General features: G+C 75.0%; 17 protein-coding genes. 5 read left to right on the top strand and 12 right to left on the bottom strand.

Annotation, left to right across the window (positions count from 1 at the left end):
* The first annotated feature begins 50 nt into the window (after window positions 1–50).
* Window positions 51–1,118, top strand: a complete 1,068-nt coding sequence (locus tag ACRYR9_RS16110; RefSeq protein WP_432498209.1) for a PLP-dependent cysteine synthase family protein — start codon at window positions 51–53, stop codon at window positions 1,116–1,118.
* A 34-nt stretch (window positions 1,119–1,152) separates the two neighbouring features.
* On the opposite strand, the gene ACRYR9_RS16105 is transcribed toward ACRYR9_RS16110, so the two are convergent.
* Both ACRYR9_RS16105 and ACRYR9_RS16100 read right to left on the bottom strand, forming a co-directional pair.
* Window positions 1,153–2,775: a methyl-accepting chemotaxis protein gene (locus ACRYR9_RS16105; RefSeq protein ID WP_432498211.1), complete on the bottom strand. Its 1,623-nt coding sequence runs from the start codon at window positions 2,773–2,775 to the stop codon at window positions 1,153–1,155.
* 117 nt (window positions 2,776–2,892) lie between these two features.
* On the bottom strand, window positions 2,893–4,845 hold the full coding sequence (locus ACRYR9_RS16100) for a VanW family protein (RefSeq protein WP_432498213.1): 1,953 nt from the start codon (window positions 4,843–4,845) through the stop codon (window positions 2,893–2,895).
* 188 nt (window positions 4,846–5,033) lie between these two features.
* Here ACRYR9_RS16100 and ACRYR9_RS16095 point away from each other — a divergent pair, with 188 nt between their 5' ends.
* Genes ACRYR9_RS16095 through ACRYR9_RS16085 form a run of 3 tightly spaced genes read left to right on the top strand, consistent with a single transcriptional unit; the run spans window position 5,034 to window position 8,667 of the window.
* Window positions 5,034–5,738 carry a TetR/AcrR family transcriptional regulator gene (locus tag ACRYR9_RS16095; protein WP_432498215.1) on the top strand — a complete coding sequence of 235 codons (705 nt, stop codon included), beginning with the start codon at window positions 5,034–5,036 and terminating at the stop codon, window positions 5,736–5,738.
* Window positions 5,735–6,472, top strand: coding sequence for an ABC transporter ATP-binding protein (locus tag ACRYR9_RS16090; protein WP_432498218.1), 738 nt, complete (start codon window positions 5,735–5,737; stop codon window positions 6,470–6,472). The genes ACRYR9_RS16095 and ACRYR9_RS16090 overlap by 4 nt, the downstream gene beginning before the upstream one ends.
* Window positions 6,469–8,667, top strand: coding sequence for a YhgE/Pip domain-containing protein (locus tag ACRYR9_RS16085; RefSeq protein WP_432498220.1), 2,199 nt, complete (start codon window positions 6,469–6,471; stop codon window positions 8,665–8,667). The genes ACRYR9_RS16090 and ACRYR9_RS16085 overlap by 4 nt, the downstream gene beginning before the upstream one ends.
* Window positions 8,668–8,676: 9 nt before the next feature.
* Here ACRYR9_RS16085 and ACRYR9_RS16080 read toward each other — a convergent pair whose 3' ends face one another.
* From ACRYR9_RS16080 to ACRYR9_RS16035, 10 genes are all read right to left on the bottom strand, one after another.
* The gene (locus ACRYR9_RS16080; RefSeq protein ID WP_432498223.1) at window positions 8,677–9,342 is read right to left on the bottom strand and encodes a hypothetical protein; all 666 of its coding nucleotides are present in this window, start codon (window positions 9,340–9,342) and stop codon (window positions 8,677–8,679) included.
* Between the two features lie 178 nt (window positions 9,343–9,520).
* Window positions 9,521–10,033, bottom strand: a complete 513-nt coding sequence (locus ACRYR9_RS16075) for a CAP domain-containing protein (protein ID WP_432498225.1) — start codon at window positions 10,031–10,033, stop codon at window positions 9,521–9,523.
* A 174-nt stretch (window positions 10,034–10,207) separates the two neighbouring features.
* Entirely contained in the window at window positions 10,208–11,215 is a 1,008-nt protein-coding gene (locus ACRYR9_RS16070) for a sugar phosphate isomerase/epimerase family protein (protein WP_432499138.1), read from the bottom strand.
* Window positions 11,216–11,226: 11 nt separating this feature from the next.
* Window positions 11,227–12,423, bottom strand: coding sequence for a Gfo/Idh/MocA family protein (locus tag ACRYR9_RS16065; RefSeq protein ID WP_432499140.1), 1,197 nt, complete (start codon window positions 12,421–12,423; stop codon window positions 11,227–11,229).
* A 176-nt stretch (window positions 12,424–12,599) separates the two neighbouring features.
* Window positions 12,600–13,733, bottom strand: coding sequence for a Gfo/Idh/MocA family protein (locus tag ACRYR9_RS16060; RefSeq protein ID WP_432498948.1), 1,134 nt, complete (start codon window positions 13,731–13,733; stop codon window positions 12,600–12,602).
* On the bottom strand, window positions 13,730–14,521 hold the full coding sequence (locus ACRYR9_RS16055; RefSeq protein ID WP_432498945.1) for a ThuA domain-containing protein: 792 nt from the start codon (window positions 14,519–14,521) through the stop codon (window positions 13,730–13,732). Before ACRYR9_RS16055 ends, ACRYR9_RS16060 begins: the two co-directional genes overlap by 4 nt.
* A gap of 38 nt (window positions 14,522–14,559) precedes the next feature.
* Window positions 14,560–15,441, bottom strand: a complete 882-nt coding sequence (locus ACRYR9_RS16050; RefSeq protein ID WP_432498943.1) for a carbohydrate ABC transporter permease — start codon at window positions 15,439–15,441, stop codon at window positions 14,560–14,562.
* 37 nt (window positions 15,442–15,478) lie between these two features.
* Window positions 15,479–16,447 carry a carbohydrate ABC transporter permease gene (locus ACRYR9_RS16045; RefSeq protein ID WP_432498941.1) on the bottom strand — a complete coding sequence of 323 codons (969 nt, stop codon included), beginning with the start codon at window positions 16,445–16,447 and terminating at the stop codon, window positions 15,479–15,481.
* Entirely contained in the window at window positions 16,440–17,666 is a 1,227-nt protein-coding gene (locus tag ACRYR9_RS16040) for a sugar ABC transporter substrate-binding protein (RefSeq protein WP_432498939.1), read from the bottom strand. The genes ACRYR9_RS16045 and ACRYR9_RS16040 overlap by 8 nt, the downstream gene beginning before the upstream one ends.
* Before the next feature lie 124 nt (window positions 17,667–17,790).
* Complete coding sequence (locus ACRYR9_RS16035; RefSeq protein WP_432498937.1) at window positions 17,791–18,801, bottom strand: LacI family DNA-binding transcriptional regulator; 1,011 nt, start codon at window positions 18,799–18,801, stop codon at window positions 17,791–17,793.
* 146 nt (window positions 18,802–18,947) lie between these two features.
* On the opposite strand from ACRYR9_RS16035, the gene ACRYR9_RS16030 reads away from it, so the two are divergent.
* The gene (locus tag ACRYR9_RS16030; protein WP_432498934.1) at window positions 18,948–20,192 is read left to right on the top strand and encodes a S8 family serine peptidase; all 1,245 of its coding nucleotides are present in this window, start codon (window positions 18,948–18,950) and stop codon (window positions 20,190–20,192) included.
* Window positions 20,193–20,250: the final 58 nt, after the last annotated feature.

Genomic DNA, 20,250 nt, shown 5'->3' with positions numbered 1-20,250 from the left:
TGATCAAGGAAGTCGCGACTTCCTTGATCACCGAGGTCGGGGGGTAGCGGGTGAGCGAGGACGAGGGGCGCGCGTGGGTGCACCGGGCGGTGCGCCTGGTGGAGGCCGACGCCAACCGCAGCGCCGACACGCACCTGCGGGTGCTGCCGCTGCCGCCGGCGTGGGGCGTGCAGCTGTACCTCAAGGACGAGTCGACCCACCCCACCGGCTCGCTCAAGCACCGCCTGGCGCGCTCGCTCTTCCTGTTCGGCCTGGCCAACGGCGACATCGGCCCGGGCACGACGCTCGTGGAGGCCTCCAGCGGTTCCACCGCGGTGTCCGAGGCGTACTTCGCGCGCATGCTCGGCCTGGAGTTCGTGGCCGTCGTCCCGCGCTCCACGGCGATCGCCAAGCTGGACCTGATCCGCCGCCACGGCGGGCGCCTGCACCTGGTGGACCGGCCCGGAGAGGTGTACGCGGTCGCCGAGGGGTTCGGCGCCCGGGACGGCTGGCACTACCTGGACCAGTTCGCGATGGCCTCCACCGTCACCGACTGGCGCGGCAACAACAACATCGCCTGCTCGATCTTCGGGCAGATGGCGCTGGAGGAGAACCCCGAACCGGAGTGGATCGTCGTGGGGGCCGGCACCGGCGGCACCAGCGCCACGATCGGGCGGTACTGCCGATACACCCGGCGGCGCACCCGCCTGGCCGTCGCGGACCCGGAGGGTTCCGCGTTCGAGCAGGCGTGGCGCACCGGCTCGCGCACCGTCACCGCACCGGGCTCCGCCATCGAGGGGATCGGCCGCCCGCGCGTGGAACCCTCGTTCGTGCCGGGCGTCATCGACCTGGTGCAGACCGTGCCGGACGCGGAGTCGGTGGCCGCGGTGCGGCTCCTGCACGAGCGCACCGGGATCCGCGCGGGCGCCTCCACCGGCACGAACCTGGTCCTCGCGCTGCACCTGGTGCAGCGGCTGCGCCGCGAGGGCCGCCCCGGCAGCGTCGTCACGCTGATCTGCGACGACGGCTCCCGGTACGGGGACACCTACTACGACGACGCGTGGGTCGCCGCGCGCGGCTGGGACGTGGCCGCCGCCCGCGAGCGGCTGGAACCGCTGTTCGGCGGCGCTGACGGCTGAGCCGCGCGGGACCGCGCCCACCCTCGGGACCGCGTCAGAAGCGGAAACCCCCCACGGCGCCCTGCAGCTCACGCGCGAGCCGCTCGAGCTCGCCGGAGGCGCGCTGGGCCTGCGCCGCACCGCTGGTGGTGGCGCCGGCGCTCTCGGCGATCGAGGAGATGTTGCGCGCGATCTCGCCCGAGGCACCCGCCGCCTCGGTCACGTTGCCGTTCATCTCGTTCGTCGTGGCGGTCTGCTCCTCCACGGCGGAGGCGATCGTGGTCTGGAAGTCGCTGATCCGGGCGATGACGTCGCGGATCTCGGCGATGGCGGAGACGGCGCTGCCGGTGTCGGCCTGGATCGCGTCGACGCGGTGGGTGATGTCCTCGGTGGCCCGGGCGGTCTGCTGGGCCAGTTCCTTGACCTCCCCGGCGACGACGGCGAAGCCCTTGCCCATCTCGCCCGCGCGGGCCGCCTCGATGGTGGCGTTCAGCGCCAGCAGGTTCGTCTGCTCGGCGATGGCGGTGATGGCCTTGACGACGTTCCCGATCTCGCGGGAACTGGCGCCCAGCCTGCTGACGGTGTCGTCGGCGGTGCCGGCCATCACGACCGCCTGACCGGCGACCCTGGCGGCCTCGGCGGCGCTGACGGAGATCTCCCGGATCGAGGCCCCCATCTCCTCGCTGCCCGCGGCGAGGGTCTCCACGGTGCGGGAGACCCCCTCGGCGGCAGCGGAGACGACCCCGGCCTGCGCGGAGGCCTCCCGGGCGCCGTGCGCCAGGCTCGAACTGGTGCCGGACAGCTCCGTGCTGGCCGCGCCGAGCGCGGTGGACGTGCCGGCGATGGTCTGCACGACCCGGCGCAGGCTGGAGGTGGCGCGCTGCAGGCTCTGCCCCATGCGGCCGATCTCGTCGTCGCTGGTCAGGTCCGCGGTGCGGGTCAGGTCGCCGTCGGCGACGGCGTCCAGGACCTCGGAGACGGCGCGCAGCGAGCGGGTGATGCCGCGCACGACGACGGCGGACAGCACGGCGGCGGCGGCCAGACCACCGATCAGCACGCCCACCACGAGCAGCAGGCCCGAGCTGACGCGGTCGGCGGCGGCCTCGGTGCGGGCCTTCGCGCGCGCCTCCTCGGCCTCGCCGGCGGCCTCGACGGCGTCGGCGCCGCGGGTGACGACGGGCAGGACGACCTCGCGGTAGGTGACGGCGGCGCCGGCGACGTCACCGCCGTCGGCCTGCGGCGCCAGCTGCTCCTCGAAGAGCTGCACCATCTCCTGGTAGGCGTCGGTGAACGCCTCGACCTGCTGGGGGTCGGCGGCGCTCGCGGAGTAGGCCTCCAGCCCCGCCTCCAGGTCGCCGACCTTCTCGTCGAGCTGCTCGCGCAGTTCGGTGCGCGTGTCCGGGGAGGCCGCCGGGTACTCCACGATGCGGGCGCGGGCGGCCTGGAAACCGCGCTGGACGGCCGCCAGGTCCACCATGGGCTGCACGCTCTGCGAGTACGACGCGGCGGTGGTGTTCCGCAGCTCGACCATGCGCGTGGCGGCGAGCCCACCGACGGCGACGGCGACGACCGCGCTGACGGCGATGCCGGCGCTGATCTTCACGGCGACGGGACGGTCCGCGGCCCACTGGCGGGGTCCGGTGGGCCGGGAGTCTGCGGGGGTGGTGGGGTTCGGCATCGTCGCGCTCCAGCGTCCGGCGGGACCGCCCGCAGCCCGAGCGCCCTCACCGTTCCCATCGGCAGCTCCGGCGGCCTGCTGAACACCCCGGGCCGGCTCACCCGCCCGGTCCCCCGGTCAGGGGGCGGGTGCGGCCGGCGCAGGGGCGGTGTCCACCGGCGCGGAGGGCGCCGGTGCGGAGGACGTGGCGGTGGCGGTCGGGCTGGGCCGCACCGTCGCCGGGTCCGGGCCGCACACGACGCGGTTCTGCGCGTTGTACCTGGTCGTCCAGCTCTCGCGCTGCTCGGCGCCGCCGCCGACGGGCGTCATGACGCGGGTGACGGTGACGTCGAAACCGGTGTTCGAGGACTGCGGGGAGCAGTTCGAGCTGGTGTCGTAGATCGTGCGGGGCGTGCGGACGTTGCTGCGCGCGCTCTTGAGCGCCTGGACCTCCCAGCGCTTGGTGCCGTACATCGACACCGTCAGCTGGTTGCCGCTGATCCCGGCGGTGATGTACACGCCGTGGCCGGAGTCGTTGCGGAACCGGTTGTCGATGCTGCGCCAGTCGATCGTCGCCTCGCGGCCCTCGGGGTAGCGGGAGATGTAGAACGAGTGCGGCTTGTGCTCGATCTCGTCCAGTCCGGCGAAGAACACCGCGTTGAACAGGGTGGTGGACAGCTGGGAGACCCCGCCGCCGTAGTCCTCGACGAGGCGGCCGTTGGAGATGACGCCGGCGCGGTTGTAGCCGCGGGCGGGGGTGCGCTCGCCGACGGTGTCGTTCATGGAGAACTCCTCCCCCGGCCGCAGCAGGGTCCCGTCCACGGCGGCCGCGGCGATGCGGATGTTCTCGGTGCGGTCGCGGTCTGAGGTGAGCGTCGTGGTGAACGTGGAGATCTGCTCGACGATGCCCAGGCCGGCCAGTTCCTCGGTGCTCAGCGCGGGCGGCGCGGTCACGAGGGGGACCTCGGCGCGCCGGGACGGCTCCGCGGGAGCCGCCGACGCGGGCGCCGCCGACGGGTCGGACGTGGACGAGGTGGCGGAGGGCGTGACGGCCGGTGCGGTGAGGGCGGCGGTGACCGCTGTCGCCAGCGCCTCGGGCGTCACGTCGGTGCCCTGCACGGCCGGCACGACGCGCGGCACGGCGTCGGCGACCTCGATGCGGGCGTCCTGCGGGGCGGTCTCGAAGGCGGGGTCGGCGGCCAGGACGGCGGCCTCCAGGGCCGCGCCGTCGGCGACCAGCTCGGCGCTGCCCTCGACGGCCCGCACGGACAGCGCGGGGGCGAAGGCGGGCGGGGCCAGGACGACCTCGCGCCCGCCGCCGGCGACGACGAGGTCGCCGGCGACGGCGGGGCGGGCGACGGCGTCCACGGCGGTGGCGACGTCCTCGGCGTCCAGCGCGGGGCGCACCACGCGCGCGGCGACCTCGACGGGGTCTTCGCCCGTCCCGGCGGCCGGCCAGGCGGCGGCGACGGCGTCCACGGCGCGCGCGGCGTCGAGGGTGCGCCCGGGCGCGGGCTGCACGGGCACGGGCTCGACGCTCGCGGGGGCCCCGTCGGCGCCGGGGCGCACCTCGAAGGTGACGGCGCCCTCGACGGGCGGCTGCTCGACGGCGCCGGCCAGGGGCTGCAGCCCGGCGCGCAGCGCGTCGCGGTCGACGTCGGTGACGGGGCGCTCCTCGCCGCCGCCGGCGAGGTGGTGCCACAGCTCGCGGGGGTCCCAGGCGGGCCCGGTGAGGGCCGCGGCGGTGGCGGGCACGTCGATGCTCAGGCCGGTGGGGGTCTCGACGGTGCCGTCGACGTCGCCGGCGGGGCTGGTGACGCGCACGGCGACGGGCTGCGCCTGCACGGCGGCGGCCGGCCCGGCCAGGGCGCGCTCGACGCCGGCACGGTCCAGGCCGCCGACGTCCGCGCCCAGGACGGTGGTGCCGCGGGGCGCCTGGCCGCCCAGGGCGAGGGCGGCGGTGGCGTACCCGCCGGCGAGGACGGCCGCGCCGGCGCCGAGGCCGACGAGGAGGCGGGTGCGTCCCCGGGGCCCGCGCCGGCGGTTCCCCGCGGTGTCCTGCTGCGCCGGCCGGTCCTGCCGCTCGTGCACGTCGTCGTCCCCCGCTCGCTGCGCACGGCACACTCCGTGCAACCCCCCGGCCACCCTAAGCAGCGCGCGGGGGTGCTCCGGTCGCATCGGCCGGACTCGTGCCGATCCGCCACGCATCGGATGCGCTCCGCACCGGATGCACCGTGAATCCGATACGGATCGCATCGAGAGCGCGCTACCCTCCCCGCGTGCCCACCGCCCCCGCGCCCCCACCCGCGTCCCCACCCGCACCGGCGCCGGCACCGCGCGCCGGGGGCTCGCGCACCACCCGCCGCCGCGAGCAGACCCGCACCCGGCTGCTCGCCGCCGCCCTGGAGCTGCTCGCGGAGCAGGGCCTGGCCCGCAGCAGCGTCGAGGGCGTCTGCGAGCGCGCCGGCTTCACCCGCGGCGCCTTCTACTCCAACTTCACCAGCATGGACGAGGTCGTCGCCGCCCTCCACGCCGAACGGGCCGGGCGCGTGCTGGAGCACGTGCGCTCGCACGTGCGCCCCGCCGCCGCACCCACCGCCGCACCCACCGCGCTGCCGGACCTCGTCGCCCGCGTCCTGGACCTGCTGCCGGTGGACCGGCAGTGGCTCGCCGTGCGCGCGGAGTTCTCCGCCCAGGCGCTGCGCAACCCCGCGGCCGCGCAGGTGCTCACCGGCGCGCGCGAGGAGCTGCTGGCGCAGCTGGCACCGCTGCTGACCGAGGGGTTGGCCCGCACCGGCAGGCAGGCGCGCGACGCCGGCGAGCTGGCCCGCGCCGTCCTGGCCGCCCACGAGGGCGCCACCGCCCCCGGGGCGGCGGGCGGCGAGGGCGGGCGCGCCTTCGAGGTGCGCCTGGTCACCGCCGTGCTGGAGGCGTTCTCCACCCCCCTGGCCACCGCCGCGCCCCGCCCCGGGGGCGCGCGGTGAGCGGCAAGCACGTGGAGCTGGCCGTGCGCGCGCGGGGCCTGGCCCTGCGCAGCGGCGGCCGTGACGTCCTCACCGGCGTGGACGTCGACGTGCCCGTCGGCTCGATGCTCGTGGTGCGCGGGCGCACCGGCAGCGGCAAGACGTCGCTGCTGCTGACCCTGGCGGGCCGGATGCGCCCCACCGGCGGCACCCTGCGCGTCCTGGGCCACGACCTGCCCGCGCAGGCCGGGGCGGTGCGCCGGCGCGCCGCCCTGGCCGAGGTCCGCGGCGTCAACGACCTCGACGACGCCCTCACCGTCGAGCAGCACGTCGCCGAGCGCCTCGTCCTGCACCAGCCGTGGTGGCGCCCGTGGACCGGGCGCGGCCGGGTCGACGAGCTGCTGGACCGCGTCGAGCGCACCTTCGACGTCCCCGCCGCGGCGGGGTCCACCGGGTCGGGGCCCGCGGTGCCGGGCCTGCACCGGCGCGAGTTCGTCAGCGACGTGGACCCGCTGGAGCGGATGGCGCTGGGCGTGGTGCTGGCGCTGGTGGGGCGCCCCGACGTGCTCGTCGTGGACGACGTGGACTCCCTGCGCCGCGCGGAGGACCGCCGCCGCGCCTGGGAGGCGCTGACCACCCTGCGCCGCACCTCCGCCGAACCGCTCACCGTCGTGGCCAGCTGCACCGACCACCCCGACCTGCCCCGCGGTGCCGACGCCGACACCGTCCTCCTCGACCTCCGGGACCCCCGATGAGCCTCACCCGCCGCAGCCCCCGCTTCTCCCTGCCCGGCCTGGAGCTGGCCCGCTTCCGCCGCGCGGTCATCACCCGCCTGGCGCTGCTCACCGTGGTGCTGGTGCCGCTGGTCTACGGCGGGCTGTACCTGTCGGCCAACCACGACCCGCTCGGGGAGCTGGGGAACCTGCGCGCGGCCGTCGTGGACGCCGACGAGGCGGTGCCCGTGACCGGCGCCGACGGCACCGAGCGCACCCTGGACGCCGGCGGCGACCTCGTCGAGACGCTCACCGGGCCCGGCGCCGACGCCGGCTTCACCTGGGAGGAGGCCACCGAGGCCGAGGCCGCGCGGGGCCTGCAGGACGGCACCTACGCCGCCGTGCTGCGGGTGCCGGAGGACTTCTCCGCCGCGCTGGCCTCCGCGGGCGGCGACGACCCGCGGCAGGCGCGCCTGAGCGTGACCACCGACGACGCCGAGAACTACGTCGTCGGGCAGGTCGCGAACACCGTGGCCACCTCGGTGCGCACGCAGGTCGCCACCGGCGCCACGCAGGACCACCTGGAGAACGTCTACGTCGCCTTCACCTCGATCCACGACTCCCTCGGCCGGGCCGCCGACGGCGCCGAGCAGCTCGCCGCGGGCGCCCTCGAGGCCGACGACGGGGCCGCCCGGCTCGTCGTGGGCCTGGGGGACCTGAGCTCCGGCACCGCCGAGCTCGTCGACGACACCGGTGCGCTGCGCACGGGCGCCGACGACCTCGCCGCCGGCACCGCGACCCTGGCCACCGGCGCCGACGGGGCCGCCGCCGGTGCCGCGACGCTGAGCGTCGGGCTGGAGGAGCTGCGCACCGCCACCGCGGACCTGCCCGAGCGGACCGCCCGGCTGGCCGAGGGGGCGCAGGGCGTCGCCGCGGGCGCGGAGCAGATCGCCGCCGCCACCGCGCAGGCCGCCGCCGCAGCCGACGGCGTCGGCGAGCTGGGCACCGCGGCCGAGGAGGCCCTGCCCGCCCTGGACGAGCTGGTGCAGCGGGCGCAGGAGCTGGCGGAGGCGAACCCGCAGGACACCGAGCTGGCCGAGGCCGCCCGGCGCCTGGCGGAACTGCGCGACGCCCTGGCCGGCACCGACCTGGCGGGCGCCGCCCAGCGGGTCGAGGAGCAGGTGGACGCCCTGGCCGCGGGCGCGCAGGAACTGTCCACGGGAGCCGCGTCCGTGGCCGGCGGCGCCCGCTCCCTGGCCGACGCCGCCCCCGCCCTGCAGCAGGGCGTGGCCGGCGCCGCCGACGGCGCCGCGGCGCTGGCCGGCGGGACCGGCCGGGTCGCCACCGGTGCCCGCACCGCCGCCGACGGCGCCGCGGCGCTGGCCGGCGGGGCGACGCGGGTCGACGAGGGCGCGAGCGCCCTGCTGGGCGGCGCCTCGCGGGCGCGCACCGGCGCCGGGGACCTCGCCACCGGCACCGGGCAGCTGGCCGAGGGCGCCGGGAGCCTGGCCGGGCAGCTGGCCGACGGGCAGGCGGAAGTCCCCTCCTACGACGAGGAGGACACCGGGCGGCTCGCCGACGTCGTCGCCGCCCCGGTCGAGGCCGAACGGGTCCGCGCCCACGCGGTCGCCCACTACAGCGACGGCCTGGCACCGCTGTTCGTGCCGATCGCGCTGTGGGTGGGCGGCATGGTCACGTACATGGTGCTGCGGGCGGTGTCGGCGCGGGCGCTGGCCTCCACGGCCGGTTCGCTGCGCACCGCCGTCGCCGGGCTCGTGCCGGGCGTGCTGCTGGGCGTGCTGCAGGCGGTGGTGCTGATGGCGGTGCTGCTGCTCGCGGTGGGCGTGGAGTCCCCCTCGCCGCTGGTGACGGTCGCGTTCACGGCGCTGGTGGCGGTCTCGTTCACCGCGCTGCACCAGGCGGTGGTCGCGCTGCTGGGCGGGGCGGGGCGGCTGGTGGCCCTCGTGCTGCTGGTGCTGCAGCTGACCTCGGCGGGCGGCACCTACCCGGTCGAGACGTCGCCGGCGTTCTTCCGCGCCGTCCACCCGTACCTGCCGATGACGTACGCCACGGACGGCCTGCGCCACCTGATCGGTGCGGGTCCCGTCGGTGCGGTGCTCGTGGACGCCGCGGTGCTGGTGGCGTTCGGCGTGCTGGGGCTGGCCGTGACGGTCCTGGCCTGCCACCGCCGCCGCACCTGGACGGTGGCCGAGCTGCACCCCAGCCTCAGCCTCTGAGGGCGCCGGTCAGGACGGCGGGAGCAGCTGCTCGGGGAAGCAGGCGTTGACGCGCTCGCGCTCGGGGACGTCGGCGAAGACGCTGTCACACCAGGTGCGCACGTCACCGGCGTCGGCGAACGGCCCGGTGGCGAACGTCGTCCAGTACGGGTTGCCGCGCGCGTCGACGGTGCCGGGGGCGAAGTCGGTGCTGGCCAGCACGAAGACGTCGCCGCCGGCGGTCCGGGACGCGATCCGGCGGGTCTGCTCGAGGATGTCGGTGGCGTAGAAGGTGCTGCTGCCGTTGGCGGCGGTCTGCACGGGGTCGGTGGTGCCGACGCTCTTGGCGGCCAGCTGCGCCACCCACTGCCCCTGGGGCGGGTGCTCGGCCAGGCCCTGCGCGCGCAACTCCTGCAGCGTCGCCAGGGCCTGCTCGTCCGCCGCGGCGCGCGCGCCCACGAGGCCGGCACCGGCGGAGGCCGTCGCGGGTGCGGCGGCGGTCGCTCCGGCAGTGCCCGGCGCGGCGACGCCCACGACGTCCGCGCCGAGGGCCGGCTGCCCGGCGCCGCCCAGGGTGCGCAGCGCCAGCAGCGCCACGAGGACCACCAGCACCACGCCCAGCACGGCGCAGAGCCCCTGCAGGGCGCGGGTGGTGAGCTGCTCGGCGGCGTGGTCCTGCCACGGTGCTCCCGACACGGCCCGTCCTCCCCGGCTGCTGCGCTCGATGCGCCTCCGGTCCGACGCACCTCGTCGGCGGCCGGTTCCCCGGTCGCTCACCCGCCCGTGCAGGATGCCGCGCGCAGCGCCGGGGCGCGCGCTGGAGCGTGTCGCGCGCCCCGGCGCTGCGCGCGGGGAGGGGTCGGGGGGAGGTGGCTCAGTAGCCGGCGAGGACCTGCGTCCAGTAGGGGCCCGCCGGGCTGGGGGCCTCGGCGATGCCGACCAGCGTCAGCCGGCAGTCCAGGATGTTCGCGCGGTGCCCCGGGCTGGCGAGCCAGGCGTCGACGACGGAGGCGGCGTCGTAGCCGTACGCGACGTTCTCGGCGGTGCGGCGGGGCAGCACGCCGTGGGCGGCCAGGCGCGTGCGGGGGGTGCTGCCGTCGGCGCCGACGTGGCTCATGCGCCCGCCGCCGGCCATCTCGGCGCTGTGCGCGGAGGCGGTGTCGGTCATGGCCTCGGCCACGTGCAGCGGGGCGCACCCGGCGGTGGCGCGGGCGGCGTTGGTGCGGTCCAGGACCAGCTGCACGCCCGGCTCGAGGGGGGCGGGGGCGGTGGGCAGCAGTTCGTGCGCGGAGGCCGGGGCGGCGCTCCACAGGGCGGCGGCGGCCAGGGCGGCCGCGGTGAGGGTCGTGGGCAGGGTGGTGCGCTGGCGGCGGGGGGACGTCGTCATGACCTCGACTCAACCAGGTCACAGGATCTCCACGAACCACCTGTGATCCAGGCCACAGCGCCTGCACCGCGATGTCACCTCCCGTCCTCGCACCCGCCCCCCGCGGTGGTCCCGCACGGTCGAGCGTTCACCCGTGCGGGACCACAGCGAGGAGGCGGGGCGGGGCGGAGCGGGTCAGCCCTTGGAGCTGAACGCGGCGTCGAACGCCGCGGCCGGCGGCTGGAACAGCTCGCCGAGGCGGCGCACGAACGCCAGCGCGTCGGGCGCACCGCGCAGGCGGTCCACCCCGGCGTCCTCCCACTCCACGCTGGTGGGGCCCTGGTAACCGATGTTGTTCAGCTCGCGGAAGATCAGCTCCCACGGCACGTCGCCGTGCCCGACGGAGGTGAAGTCCCAGCCGCGGCGGGAGTCCGCCCACGGCAGGTGCGAACCGAGCCGCCCGGCCCGGCCGTCGAGCTGCTTGCGCGAGTCCTTGCAGTGCACGTGGTAGATGCGGTCGGCGAAGTCGCGCAGGAACCCGACGGTGTCCAGGTCCTGCCACACGAAGTGGCTGGGGTCGAAGTTCAGCCCGAACGCCTCGCGGTGCCCGATGGCCTCCAGCGCCCGCTTCGTCGTCCAGTAGTCGTAGGCGATCTCGGACGGGTGCACCTCGTGGGCGAACTTCACGCCCACCTCGTCGAAGACGTCGAGGATGGGGTTCCAGCGGTCGGCGAAGTCCTGGTAACCGCGCTCCACCATCGAGTCCGGGGTGGGCGGGAACATCGCCACCGTGTGCCAGATCGAGGAGCCGGTGAACCCGGTGACGGTCTTCACGCCGAGCTTCGCGGCGGTGCGGGCGGTGTCCTTGACGTACTCCGCGGCCCGCTGTCGCACGCCCTCGGGGTCGCCGTCGCCCCACACGGCCTCGGACACGATGTCCTTGTGCCGCTCGTCGATGAGGTCGCAGACGGCCTGCCCGGTCAGGTGGCAGGAGATCGTCCACACCTTCAAGCCGTACTTCTCCAGGACCGCCTTCTTCTCGGCGATGTAGTCGTCGTCGCGGGCACCGCGGGTGGAGTCCAGGTGGTCGCCCCAGGTGGCGATCTCCAGGCCGTCGAACCCCCACTCGGAGGCGAGCCGGCACACCTCCTCGAAGGGCAGGTCGGCCCACTGGCCGGTGAACAGCGTCACGGGACGCGGCATCGTGGCTCTCCTCAGATCTCGGTGTAGGCGGACGCGTTCTCGGCGCTGCGCTGCACGGCTTCGAGCACCTTCTGCACCTGCAGCCCGTCGGCGAAGGACGGTGACGGGTCGCGCTCGTCGGCGATCGCGCCCAGGAACTCCTGCAGCTCGTGCACGAACGGGTGGTCGTAGCCCAGGCCGTGCCCGGCCGGCCACCAGTTCGACACGCCCGGGTGCTCCGGCTCGGTCGCCAGGATGCGCCGGAAGCCGTTCTCCGCGTCTGGCAGGTCGCCGTCGAAGAACCACAGCTCGTTCATCGACTCGAAGTCGAACGCGAGCGAGCCGCGCGAGCCGTTGACCTCGATGCGCATGCCGTTCTTGCGGCCCAGCGCCATGCGGGTCGCCTCGAACGTCATCAGCGCCCCGCCGTCGCCGCGGCCGAAGAACACCGCCGCGTCGTCCACGGTGACCTCGCCGCGCTCGGCGGAGGCCTGCGCGCCCAGGCCGGTGTTCTGCCCGGTGCGGGCCGCCTCCAGCGGGCGGGTCTTGACGAACGTCTCCAGCGTGCCGTTGACGCCCACCAGCTTCTGGCCGGTGATGAACTGCGCGGCGTCCACGATGTGCGAGCCGATGTCGCCCAGCGCGCCGGCGCCGGAGCGGTCCTTCTGCAGGCGCCACGTCAGCGGGAACTCGGGGTCGACGATCCAGTCCTGCAGGTACAGCGCGCGCACCTGGCGGACCTCGCCCAGGCGGCCGGATGCGACCAGCTGCTGCGCCAGGCCGATGGCGGGGACCTTGCGGTAGTTGAAGGCCACCATGCTGCGCACCCCCCGGGCGGAGGCGGCCTGCGCGACCTCGGTCATCCGCTGCGCCTCCTCGACGGTCTTCGCCAGGGGCTTCTCGCAGATGACGTGCTTGCCGGCCTCCAGGGCGGCGATCGCGATCTCGGCGTGGCTGTCGCCGGGGGTGAGCACGTCGATGACGTGCACGTCGTCGCGCTCCAGCAGGGCGCGCCAGTCGTCCACGCCCTCCTCCCACCCGAACTGGCGGGCCGCGGCGGCGGCGCGGCCGGCGTCGCGGCCGGCCAGGGCCACGCGGCGGGTGCGGAAGCGGGGCTCACCGACGTGGTCGACGCTGCGCCACGCGTGGGAGTGGACGGCACCCATGAAGGAGTGGCCGACGACGGCCACACCCAGCTCGGGCGTTTCGTGCGTTCCGGGCTCGGACACTGATGGACCTCCTCGTCGTCGCGGCGATCGTACTGATCCGGTTCAGCTCCCGGAACACCCCCGCCCCCCCTCTCCCTCCCCCTCTCCCCAGCGGTGATCTTGCACGGGTGAACCTTCAACCGTGCAAGATCACCACGAGGGGAAGGGATGAGGTGGGCGTGGCCGGGCGGCGGGGGTCAGGCGGCGGGCTCGGGGGCGGCGGCGGGGGCGCCGGCCGCCAGGGCATCGCGCACCGACGTCCACGACGCCAGCACCGCGCGGACGTCCTCGCGGCGCTCGTCCGCCAGCGCCCGCTCGTGCGCGCGCGCCAGCACGTCGTCCACCAGCACCCGCGCCCCCGCCTGCGCGGACAGCACCGCGGCCTCCACCATCGCCAGGCTCATCACGTTCTCGTGCACCTCCCCGTGCGGAGTGGTCCCCGAGCGCAGGGCGCGGGTGAACGCCCGCAGGGAACCGGCGATCTCGCGGCCCGGGTCCTGCGCAGGGGCCGCCGCCCGGCCCGAGGTGCTCTCCAGCACGGGTGCGGAGTCCCCGTCCCAGCGGGCCGTGCCCGCCGAGCCGGACAGCCGCCACGCGCCGTTCCACGACGTCTCCAGCCCGGGCGCGCACCAGCTGCCGGTGTAGGCGTAGCGCACCCCGCCGGTCATCTCGAACACGGCGCTGGCCGCGGCGTCCCCGGCGTACCAGCTCCACGAGGGGTTGAACTCCTCGCAGTACACCGACACCGGCTCGGCGCCCAGCAGGAACCGCGCGGTGTCGAAGGGGTGGATCGCCATGTCGAGCAGCAGCGGGTGCGCCATCTCCTCGCGGAACCCGCCGAAGCGCGGCGCCTTGAAGAACTCGGTCGTCAGGACGCCCAGGTCGCCCAGCACGCGCGCCTGCTCGCGGAAGGCGTGCAGGTGGGCGTTGTAGCGGCGCGACTGGCTGACCACGAACAGCCGGCCGGTGACCTCGGCCGCCGCCACCAGGGACAGCGCCTGCGCGACGTCCTCGGCGACCGGCTTCTCCCCCAGCACCGGCAGCCCCGCGAACAGCGCCGCCGTGGTCACCGGGTGGTGCGCCCGCGGCACCGTGACGTTGACGACGGCGTGCGCGCCGGTGGCCCGGGCCAGCTCGACGGCGTCGCGGCCCAGCGGGACGTCCGGCACACCGGCCTCGACCACGGCCGCCCGGGCCACGTCCAGGTCGAGGTCGACCACGCCGGCCAGCGCCACCTCGTCGTCGGCGAGGACCGTGCGCAACCACGCCCTGCCCATGCCGCCGGCGCCGACGAGGACGACGCGCAGCGCGCCGTCGCTCCCGGAGCTCACTGCGCGCCCTCCTCGGCGTCCGCGCGCAGCGCGCCCTGGTACCCGTGGCCGTTGTAGAAGTCCTCGGTGTCGTAGCGCAGCAGCGTGGGGACCGCCCGCTCGGGGCGCAGGGTGACCGCCCACTCGACGGCGTTGGAGATCACCTTGCGGACACCGTCGTGGAAGTAGGTGGGGTACTCCTGGTCTCCGGGGCGGAAGTAGAAGATCTTCCCGTGCCCGCGCTTGAAGGTGCAGCCGGAGCGGAACACCTCCCCACCGGAGAAGGAGGAGATGAAGACGAGCTCGTCGGGGGTGGGGATGTCGAAGAACTCCCCGTACATCTCGTCCTCGTCGATGATCAGCGGGTGCGGGACCCCCTGGGCGATGGGGTGGGTGGGGTCCACCGTCCACACCAGCTCGCGGTCGTGCTCGGCGCGCCAGCGCAGCGTGCAGGTGGTGCCCATCAGCCGGGTGAACACCTTCGACCAGTGCCCGGAGTGCAGGACGATCAGGCCCATGCCCTCCAGGACGTGGCGCTGCACGCGCTCGGCGACCTCGTCGGAGACCTCGCCGTGCGCGGCGTGGCCCCACCAGGTGAGGACGTCGGTGTCGCGCAGCACCTCCTCGGTCAGGCCGTGCTCGGGCTCGTCCAGGGTGGCGGTGCGCACCACGGCGCGTTCGCCGAGGTTGGCCTCGATGCCCTGCGCGACGGCGCCGTGCATGCCGTCGGGGTAGCGCTTCGCGACCTCCGGCTCGAGCTGCTCGTGGCGGTTCTCGCCCCAGACGGTGACGCGGATCGGGTTGCTCACTGGTCCTCCTCGGGACTGCGGTGGTTCGGTGTCGTCCCTCAGGACTTGACGGCCCCGCCCGTGACGCCGGCGGCGACGTACCGCTGGGCCAGCACGAGCAGGGCGATGGCGGGCAGGGAGGACAGCACGGCCGTGGCCATGATCGGCGACCAGTCGGCGACGAAGCTGCCCACGTAGGTGTAGAGGCCGAGCGTGATGGGGCGCAGGTCCTCGGTGGTGGTCAGGGTCAGGGCGAACAGGAAGTCGCCCCAGGCGAAGAGGAACGTGAACAACCCCGACGTGATGAGGGCGTTGCGGCTCATCGGCAGCACGATGGAGAAGAAGGCGCGGACGTGCCCGGCACCGTCGACGTAGGCCGCCTCGATGATGGAGCTGGGGATGCCGCCCATGAAGGCGCGCATGAGGATGATCGAGAACGGGATGCCTGCCGCGGAGTCGGCCAGGATCAGCCCGCCGACGGTGTTGAGCAGACCCAGGTCGGTGTAGGCGCTGTAGAGGGCGTTGGCGACCACGATGCCCGGGACCATCTGGGTGATGAGGATGCCGAACAGGATGGCAGTGGCCCACCGGCCGAACTTGAAGTGGGCCATGGCGTAGGCGGCGGGTGTGGCGATCAGCAGGCTGAACACCACGGAGCCGAGGCTGATGACCAGGCTCGTCACCAGGTTCCCGCCCTGCTCGGCGATCGCGGTGCTGTAGCCGCGCAGGGTGAGGTCCACGGGGAACCACGGGGTCGCCACGGCGTTGCCGGCCGGCTGCAGCGAGACGTTGACCATCCAGTACAGCGGGAACAGCATGAACGCCAGGATCAGGATCCCGAGGATCGTGTGGCCGGGCCGGCGCGGGGCCCTGTCGCGGGCGTGGTCCCGGCGCCGCGGAGCGCTGCGCTCGGCGACGGGTGCGGGGACTGCGGTGCTCACGGGGTTCTCCCCCCTTCCGTTCGGGTCATCGCGCGCCTCACTCGTCCACGGCGCGGCGGTTCGCGCGCAGGTAGACGACGGCGAAGATCAGCGAGATGACGATCAGGATGTTGCCGAGCGCCGCACCCGCACCGAAGTCGAACTGCCGGAACGACATGTCGTACGAGAACGTGGCGATGGTCTGCGTGGAGTTGGCGGGCCCGCCGTTGGTGAGGCCGAGGATCACGTCGAGGACCTTCAGCGTGTAGACGACCCCCAGGACGAGCACCACGGTGACCACGGGCCGCAGCATCGGCCAGGTGATGTGCCGGAACGCCCGCCAGCCGGTGGCCCCGTCGAGCGCGCCCGCCTCGTACAGCTCGTCGGGGATCTCCTGCAGCCCGCCGTAGAGGATCGTCATGTTGAACGGGATGCCGAGCCAGATGTTCACGCCGATGACGGCCACGAGGGCCAGCGACGTGCTGGTCAGCCAGTTCGGGCTCACGTCGACGCCCGGCAGCGCGGAGAGGATGCGGTTGAGGGCGCCGTTGTCGGCGTCGAGGATCCACCGCCAGACCGCCGTCCCGGCGATCATGGGGATGAGCCAGGGCAGCAGGATCAGCGAGCGCAGCACCCCCGACAGCGGGAACTTCCGCTGGAAGAACAGCGCGATGAGCAGCCCGAGGACGAACTGCCCGGCGATCGAGCCGGCCGTGAAGAGCAGCGTGTTCAGCAGGGCCTGGTCGAAGATCGCGCTGCTGAAGACGTTGCGGTAGTTCTCCAGCCCGATCCACGGCGCCTCACCGGTGAAGAAGGTCCTCGTCGTGTACTCCTGGAAGCCCATGACGACGTTCTTCACGACGGGGTAGCCGAAGAACAGCAGGAGGTAGACGACCGCCGGCACGACGAAGGCGATCTCCACCAGCCGGGCCTTCAGCTTGCCCGAGGGGCCCCGGCGCCCGGCAGGCGCGGCCGGCGGGGTCGTGACCCCGCCGGTCGCACGTCCCGGGGTGGCGACGTCAGCCATCCTGCGCCTGCCGCAGGGCGTCCTCGGGCGTCATGCCGCCGACGAGCGCGTTCTGCACCGCCGTGTAGATCTTCGTGGCGGCGGCCGGCCACTCCGGGCCGAGCTGGCCGGTGCGGGCTCGCAGGTCGGGCACCTGCTCGGCGAAGGCGGCCAGGTTCGGGTTCTGCGCGACGACCTCGTCGGCCAGTTCCGGCTTGGTGGGCACGGTGCCGGTGGCGACCGAGACCTCGATCTGGGTCTCGTCCTTGTTCAGGCACTGCACGAGGTCGGCGGCCTTCTGCATCTTCTCCTCGTCGCCGGTCTGCGGCACGGCCCACGCCTCGCCGCCGAACGGCGAGACGACGGCGCCGCCGGCGGTGGGCGCCGGGATCGGCACGATGCCGTACTCCAGGCCCTCGACCGCGTCCAGCGTGCCGAAGTTCCACGGCCCGTTGATCATCATGGCGGCGTTGCCGGCGGAGAACTGGTCGGCGACGTCGGCCTGCGACCAGGTGACCGAGGACTGCGAGAGCGAGCCGGCCTCCATGAGGTCCTTCACCAGCTGCAGGGCCTCCGCCGTCTCCGACGTGGCGATGTCCCGCTCGTCCCCGCCGTTGGACCACATGAACGGCAGGAACTGCCAGGTGCCCTCGTAGGTGTTGATGTTGGACATGGCGAACCCGTACTGGTCGCCCTGGGTCAGCGCCGCCGCGGTCGTCTTCAGCTCGTCCCACGTGGTGGGCGGGGTGATCCCGGCCTGCTCGAGGATCGTCTTGTTGTAGAACAGCGCGATCGTGTTGGTGACCGGCTGCAGGGCGTACAGCTGACCCTCGTACGTGGAGGCCTCCAGCACGCCCGGGGCGACGCCGGTGGAGTCGACGCCCAGGTCGTCCAGCGGGGCCAGCGCGCCGGACTCCGCGATCTGCTGCACGTCGGGGTTGTCGAGCATGAGGACGTCCGGCAGCGTGCGGGACGAGCTCTGCTGCAGCACCTTCTGGATGAGGGTCTCGCCGGGCACGGCCTCGCGGTCGATCTCCACCCCGATCTCGGTGCCGCAGGCCTCGATGGCGGCGTTCCACAGCGTCGCGTTGGGATCGGAGTTGTAGTAGTCCAGCACGCGCAGGGTGCCGGAGTCGCCGGAGGTGGTTCCTCCGCCGCTCCCGCCGCCGCAGGCGCTCAGCAGCAGGGGCACGGCCAGCAGGGCGGCCAGCCCGGTACGTGCGGTTCCTCGTCGAGCCATCTCGTTCCTTCCCTCACACCCACGGCGTCGTGGGCTGTCGGCGGGTCCTGCGGTTCGTCGTGCTCCTCCGTCGATGCGTATCGACATCGGTCGTGCGGCGGTGTGGTCGAAACGGTCGTGGTGGTCAGCCGGCGGTGCGGACGGAACGCCGGCGGGTCAGCCCCGCGGGCACCAGGCGCAGCTCGCCGGGGCTCCCGGGGTCCTCGAGCAGTGCGAACAGCCACTCCATCGCCTGCCGCGAGACGTCCCGCGGCTGCGGGGAGACCGCCGTCAGCGGGACGGGGAGCGCCTCGGCCTCGGCGTCGGTGCACAGCGCGACCAGGTCCAGGTCGCGGCCGGGCACCAGGTCCCGGCGCAGCAGCGCGCTGAGCACCGCCTGCGCGCCCGTCGAGGCCAGCAGCCCCGGCGGAGCGCCCGGCGCGCCGAGCACCTGCGCCACGCACTCCTCCACCGCCCCGTGCCCGGACGGCACCGCGCACCAGCGCAGCGCCACCCCGTGCTCGGCGGCGGCGGTCTCGGCCGCGGCCCGGAACCTCGGCACGTAGTTGATGCCCAGCTCCTCCAGCTCGGGGGCCCAGCCCAGCACGGCCACCTCGTGGTTGCCGGCCGCGGCCAGCTCCGCCACGAGGAGGCGGGCCGCGCCCTCGAAGTCGAAGTCGATGCAGTGCAGCCCCTCGGCGTCCCGCGGGACCCCGATGAACAGGGTGGGCCGCCCCAGCGAACGGGCCACCGCAGCCCGCTCGTCGTCGGTGCGCACCTCCATGACGACGACCGCGTCGCACAGCGCCCGACCTGAGACCCGCTGCAGCGCACCGGGACCCTCGTCCGCGGTGACGATGAGCAGGTCGTGGTCGCGGGCGCGGGCGGCCAGCGCGATCTCCTCGACGAAGGCCATCAGGCCGTGCGCGCTGAGCGGCGTGCGGAACGGCACGACGGCCGCGACGACGTTCGTGCGCCGGCCGGCCAGCGCCCGCGCGCCCGCGTTCGGCTGGTACGTCAACTGCGCGATCGCGTCCTCGACGAGCCGGCGAGTCTTCTCCGAGATGGGCCGCTTGCCGCTCATCACGTAGGAGACGGTGCTCTGCGAGACGCCGGCGACGCGCGCCACGTCCTTGCTGGTCGGGACCCGGACCACGTCGCCCCCTCTCCCACGCTCGTCGTCGATGCGTATCGAGGGGAACCGTAGCGGCCGCTCCCCCGACCGGGCAAGGAATCCGCTCAAGTCGTGCGCCGACCGTGCCGATGCCCCTCCGGAACCACCCCCACGAGCAGGGAGCCGTCGTGCCCGAACCCCGCCCCGCGCGACGCCGCGCCGTCGTCGCCCTCGGCTTCGCCCTCGTGGCACTGCCGTGCGCGCCCCTGCCCGCCTCCGCCGCACCGGCGGGCGGCGAGGTCGCCGTCGACCTGCTGCGCCACGTCGGCGACCGCCTCGTCCTGGAGACCGTCACCGCCCCGGACGCGGCCGCCGCGCAGCGCCTGGCCGACCGCCTGGAGGCGCAGGACTCGGTGTCCTCCGCGGCCCCGCGCACGACGTACCGGCTGACGCCCGGCCCGGTCGAGCTCGCGACCGAACCCCTGACCGGCGGCGGGACCCTGGCGACCGACCCCTTCCTGCACTACGCCACGCACCTGTCGGAGATCGGCGCACCGGCCGCCTGGGCGACCACCACCGGCGAGGGGATCACCGTCGCCGTCCTGGACAGCGGCGTGGACCCCACCGCCCCCGACCTGACCGGGCGGGTGCTGCCGGGCGCGGACTTCGCCACCGGCACCGACATCGGCACGCACGGCACGCAGGTCGCCACGGTCGCGGCCGGTGCGCTCGACAACGGCATCGGCGCCGCGGGTGTCGCCCCGGACGTCGACGTGCTGCCCGTGCGCGTGTGCACCCCGCAGGGGTGCTCGGGCGCCGCCGTCGCGCAGGGCATCGTGTGGGCGGCCGACCACGGCGCCGACGTCGTCAACCTGTCCCTGGGCGGGGAGACGTACAGCACGGTCACCGCCGACGCGGTGGACTACGCCCTGCGCAAGGGAGTGGTCGTCGCCGCCGCCGCGGGCAACACCGGGGACCGGGGCAACCCGGTGGAGTACCCGGCCTCCTACCCGGGCGTCGTCTCGGTGTCCGCCTCGGCCGTCGGCGGAGGTGCCGCGCCGTGGGCGCAGCACAACGACGCGGTGGACCTCAGCGCCCCCGGCGAGGACGTGCCCGCCGGCGGCCCCGCCAGCCAGGGCCACGAGTACTTCGCGGTGTCGGGCACGTCCTTCTCCGCCCCGCAGGTCGCGGCGGCCGCCGCCCTGGTGCGCTCGGTGGCGCCCGCGGCGACGCCGGGGCAGGTCGAGGCGCTGCTGCGCACGAGCGCCGCGCCGCGCCCGTCGTGGCCTGCCGGGTACGGCACCGGGATGCTCGACGTGGCCGCCGCGGTGCGCGCCGCCGCCACCCCGGTGCCGGTGCCGGTGAGCACTCCCGCGCCCGTCGACACGCCCGCCCCGGACGTGCCCCGCCGCGCCCGCACCGTCCGCCGCTGACCCCACCCCCCTGCCCCTCCCCCGTCCCACGTCCCCCGCTGCCCCCTGCCCGCTCCCG

It is taken from the genome of Kineococcus auxinigenes, from assembly GCF_050871525.1.
Lineage (GTDB): Bacteria > Actinomycetota > Actinomycetes > Actinomycetales > Kineococcaceae > Kineococcus.
Note: the sequence above shows the minus strand (reverse complement) of the source record. Positions and strands in the feature narration are given on the sequence as shown.

What these genes read in the sequence shown, in the direction of transcription:
- ACRYR9_RS16045 (WP_432498941.1), bottom strand. Translation starts at nt 16,447, where the DNA reads ATGGCTGACGTCGCCACCCCGGGACGTGCGACCGGCGGGGTCACGACC.
- ACRYR9_RS16075 (WP_432498225.1), bottom strand. Translation starts at nt 10,033, where the DNA reads ATGACGACGTCCCCCCGCCGCCAGCGCACCACCCTGCCCACGACCCTC.
- ACRYR9_RS16105 (WP_432498211.1), bottom strand. Translation starts at nt 2,775, where the DNA reads ATGCCGAACCCCACCACCCCCGCAGACTCCCGGCCCACCGGACCCCGC.
- ACRYR9_RS16085 (WP_432498220.1), top strand. Translation starts at nt 6,469, where the DNA reads ATGAGCCTCACCCGCCGCAGCCCCCGCTTCTCCCTGCCCGGCCTGGAG.
- ACRYR9_RS16040 (WP_432498939.1), bottom strand. Translation starts at nt 17,666, where the DNA reads ATGGCTCGACGAGGAACCGCACGTACCGGGCTGGCCGCCCTGCTGGCC.
- ACRYR9_RS16070 (WP_432499138.1), bottom strand. Translation starts at nt 11,215, where the DNA reads ATGCCGCGTCCCGTGACGCTGTTCACCGGCCAGTGGGCCGACCTGCCC.